This is a genomic window from Trueperaceae bacterium, from assembly GCA_031581195.1.
In the GTDB taxonomy this organism is placed as follows: domain Bacteria; phylum Deinococcota; class Deinococci; order Deinococcales; family Trueperaceae; genus SLSQ01.
This window is the reverse complement of record JAVLCF010000157.1, coordinates 1-3,860: the sequence shown is the minus strand read 5'-3', so window position 1 is coordinate 3,860 and position 3,860 is coordinate 1. Positions and strand designations below refer to the sequence as shown.

The following is a 3,860-nucleotide window of genomic DNA, read 5'->3' as shown; positions in this document are numbered from 1 at the left end:
CTCCGTGCCGCTCCACGGGGTCGTGCCCCGCCCCGGGTCGACGAAGGAGCCCTCGCCGGCCGCCGTCCGCCTCGACGCCCTCGTCGGCCTGCAGGTCGAGCGCATCGAGGAGGCGGTCGACGGAGGGCGACGCCGCACCCGGGAGACCGGCACGATGCGCGGCGTCGTACGGCCCACGTGGGACGAACTCGCCGCCGCGATCCTCCGGCAGGAGGACCCCCGCGAACCGACGATGGCGTTGATCGTGCGGCACGCCGAGACCCTGAAGCGCGCGGTGCGGGACGTCGCCGAACGCCCCCGCCGCATCCTGCGCCGCAACCGCGAGCGCGAACGCGTCGACCGCATCCGCGAACTGGACGTCGCGTCGCTGCAGCACTACGCCCGCCAACCCGGCGTGACGCCGGCGGAGAAGGCGGGCCGCGACCAACGCCTCATGGCCGTCGTGCGGCACGAGACGCACGACACCCTCGAGAACCGCGTCCTGAAGGACTTCCTGCGGCGTAGCGCGAACGAAGCGCGGAGCTACCTGCGCGCGCACGCCCAGCGCACCGAATCGTCGCGCTACCGTGCGGTGCGCACCTACCGCACGCTGGTGCGTCGCTACCACGCCTCCCCCGACCTCGAGGGGGTCGGGCCCCTCCCGACGGTGCCGCACCCGAACTACGTGCTGCTGCACGACCGCCGCTACCAGGCCATCTGGACGGCGTACCTCGAGCTGGTGCGTCAGGAGGCGGTCCTGGACGAGGCGTGGACGTGGCAGCGGCGGTTGTGGTCCGACGTCGCTTCGCTGATGCTGATGGCGGCCCCCGGATCGCAGAACGGGCACCCCGACGGGTTCACCGTGCACGCCGGCAACCTCCCGTACCTCCGCACCGAACAACGGTCGGGGCGGTGGACCGACGCGAACCGCCTGGAGCGGGTGTTCCTCGACGCTCCGGACGGCGACGTCGCCTTCGTCGTGCGGCGCGTCGATCCCGACGCGGACGACGCCGCCCCGACCTCCGCCCTGGCGAGCGACGTCGAGGTCGAGGCGTTCCACCTCCCCACCGGCCGGCGGCGACGCGCCGTCGCGTGGGCGGTCCACGGCGTGCACGAGACCCCACCGGACCTCCCGACCCTCGCGCGGTCCGCCGGGCGCGCCCTGGACGCGTGGAACGCGGGGGGCGACGCCCCCGTCCACCGCGCCCTCGTCCTCACGGCCGACGGCGACCCCGACGCCGACGCCACGTCGGCGACCGAGGGGCGCGTGACGGGCCTCCGCGTGCCGCTGGCGGGGTCCGCGCAGGCGGACGCGCTCGACGCGGTGCGGCGTTGGTTGCACGCCCTCGCGACGGAGGTCGTCGCGTGATCCTCCGCGGCCTGGACGTCGACGGGGTCCTCGATCACGCCGCGGACCTCCGCAACGCCGGCGCGCCGGAGGTCGTGGCGTCCCGCCGGGTGCTCGGCGCAGTCGCCCGACGTCCCGCGCACGTCGGCGAGCGCTGGATCGCCGGGGACGAGGCGCGCGCGACGCTCACCCCCACCGATCTCCTGGACCTGGACGATAGGTCCTTCGCCTTCGTCCGGGACGCGGTCCAGCGCCTCACGGCGCCGAACGACGCGGACGACGCGCAGGACGCCGAGGACGCCAAGGACGGCGATCCCGCCGACGTCGTCGGCGCGCACCTCCGCGCCCTGGGCCCGACCGGCGCGGACCGCACCGTCCTCGTGGTGCCCGACACCCTCGACCAGGAGGTGCAGGGGCGCTGGCTTCGGACGCTCCGCGCCGCCGCGCCGGGCACGCCGGAGTTGTTGTGGCGCCCCGTCGCCGCGATCCTCGGGTGGGTCGCCGGGCTCGACGCCGAGGAGGCCGGCGCGCTGGACGGCGTGGAGGTCCTGCACGTCCACCTCGGCGCGTACCGGATCGAACGCTCGCGGCTCGAGCTCCGCGTCGAGTGGTCGGGCGCCGACCCCGTCGTGGTGCCCCGACGGAACGGGCCGGGGCACGTCGTCGACGCAGGCGACGTCGTCGTCCGACCCGTCACGAGCGTCCTGCAGTACGACCGGGACGCGTTCGATCTCGACGACGCGTCGCTGCGCGCCCTCATGACGCAGGAACGCCCCTGGCGGGCGTTGTTCGGCGAGATGCCCCCCGCCGCCCTCGTGCCGACCGAGAGTGGGGCCCTGCGCCGGGTCGACGGCCCGACCGGTCCCGCCCGCGTCGACGTGGACGCCGCGATCGTGGAGGTCGGGCGGACGCTCGACGCGTCGGGGCGTCACGACGACCCGATCGTCCTGATCGACGGCGTCGTCGGCCACGCCGTCGACGACGCCGGCCCGATCGCGCGGCGCCTGGCGCGCCACGTCGAGGCGCGCGTCACGCGCAGCGAGGTGCTCGACCCGTCCACCGCCGCGGAGGGCGCCGCCCGGTACGCCTGGCGCCTGGAGCGCGACCTCCCGACGTACGAGGACGTCCTGCCGTCGCTCCGGATCTTCGCGAAGCGCAACGGCGAGCCCGCCTGGGTCGATCTCGTCCCCGAGGGGATGGTGGTGCCCGGCGGGAAGGAGTACGCCCCCGACCCCCTGAAGGGGTTCAGGGTCGCGCCGGCGACCGAGGAGCTGAACTACGCCATCGCGCGGGGGGACGCGAAGCACGTTCGCCTCACCCGGACGCAGCTGCCCACGCCGCCCGAGAAAACGGTGGACGTCGACCTCGTGGTGCGGCAACGCCCCGGTCAGGGGTTCGCGTCCGTACAGGTGAAGGCCCCCCCGGGGCACGGCACGTTCGAGGCCGGCGTGTACCTCGACTGGGCCACCATGGAACGCACCCGCGAGACCCCCGACAGCTACCTGGAGGCGAAACGGGCGGAGGCGCCCCTGCGCTATCCCGCCGCGGCCCCGCATCGATCCGACGCCGGCCTCTGGCGGACGAGGGGTGTGAAGACGGCGATCAACCGCGTGCTGTACGCCGACCCTCACGACCCCGAGACCCCAGGTCACCTGACCCGCCTGCGCGAGCTGCTCCAGCGCAAGAGCGCATCGACCGATCCGACCTCCCCTCGGATGGTCGACGCGCACGGGCACGTCCCGACCGGCGTCACGCTCGGCAGGAAACCGGTCGGGGAGGTCTACGACGCCCTCCGGGCGAAGGTCGCCGAGATCGCCACCGAGGCGCGCTCGGGGCGATCCACGGTGCAGCGCTCGACGGACGCGTTCCGGGCGGCGGCGTTGGTCGGCTCGTACACGTTCGCGGGCGCGCCGGAGGCGGTCACCGACTTCGCGCGCGCCGTGCTCGGGCGATCGCGGACGCTGGCTTCCGTCGAACGACGGAACGCGCAGTACGCGTGGAACGTCGCGGGCCGAAGCTTCGAACGGCCCGAGGACCTGCGGGTCCTCTTCGGCGCTGCCGTGCACGCGTACCGCGAGCACGAGAACCTGAAGGACTACCAGATGCGCGCCGTGCAGGAGGCGTTCCTCTACCGGGAGACCGCCTACCAGGCCCTCGACAGCGAGACCGCGCACGCCCTCGCCCACGCCGCCGTGGAGATGCTCCGCGGAGAAGTCAAGAGCGGCAAGTTGGCCAACCGTTTCGGCAACGCCTCCAAGCTGTTGCTCGGCGTACTCCGCTACCGCATCGCGGACCCGACCTTCCTCGCCGAGGACCTCGCCGCTCCGTCCCCGGCCGCGACCCCGCCGGCCGCCGACCCCGATCGCCCCACACGGGTCCGCGTTCCCGGGCCGGCGACGTCCCCGAAACGCAAGACCCTGTTGCGCGAAGCGCTCGCCATCCTGGACGAAGCCCGCACCATCGCCAAGCGGAAGAAGAAGCGAGACGTCGCGTTCCTCGCCGAAGCGCTCACGCAGTACCTCGAGGGTCGGGG

Annotated in this window: 2 protein-coding genes; both read left to right on the top strand. The window is 74.2% G+C overall.

The window, feature by feature from the left end; genetic code table 11:
• The coding region (locus RI554_10765; GenBank protein ID MDR9392497.1) for a DUF2357 domain-containing protein at positions 1–1,348 on the top strand (1,348 nt) is incomplete at its 5' end.
• Positions 1,345–3,860, top strand: a 2,516-nt coding sequence (locus tag RI554_10760) for a hypothetical protein (protein MDR9392496.1), incomplete at its 3' end; no start/stop codon positions are given. The genes RI554_10765 and RI554_10760, both read left to right, overlap by 4 nt.